This window comes from Mesorhizobium sp. M8A.F.Ca.ET.181.01.1.1 (assembly GCF_004792025.1).
GTDB lineage: Bacteria > Pseudomonadota > Alphaproteobacteria > Rhizobiales > Rhizobiaceae > Mesorhizobium.
In genome coordinates, this window is record NZ_SRTV01000064.1 from 1 (window position 1) to 399 (window position 399).

The following is a 399-nucleotide window of genomic DNA, read 5'->3' on the forward strand; positions in this document are numbered from 1 at the left end:
CACCGTTGTCGAACGCGCCTTTTACGTAGCCGTCGATGAAGGATTGATCGTCGGTACAGGGATGCTTACCCCCGCGAGCGGGCAGGTAGATGCCATCTTCGTCCGGCCGTCTCACATGGGGCGCGGTATTGGGCGCAAGATGCTGCAGTTTCTCGAAGCGTTGGCTCGTGATCACGGAGTTGTCTCGATGCGGCTCGATGCCACGCTGAACGCGGTACCTTTTTATCGTTATTGTGGCTGGTCGGGGGACTCGACCTCGACGTATCGGACGTCCCGCGGGCTGGAATTGGCCTGCGTGCCGATGACGAAGCGTGTCGCCCTACCTTAGCTTTGTTCCCACGCCGACTGCTGCCGCTCGCAGTCGGAAAACCGTGAGGCCGAATGGCCGCAATCGGGAAC

Annotated in this window: 1 protein-coding gene; it reads left to right on the forward strand. The window is 60.7% G+C overall.

Annotated features, from left to right (window positions below):
* On the forward strand, positions 1-328 hold a 328-nt coding region (locus EN824_RS33595; RefSeq protein WP_135933170.1), incomplete at its 5' end, for a GNAT family N-acetyltransferase.
* Between the last annotated feature and the right edge of the window lie 71 nt (positions 329-399).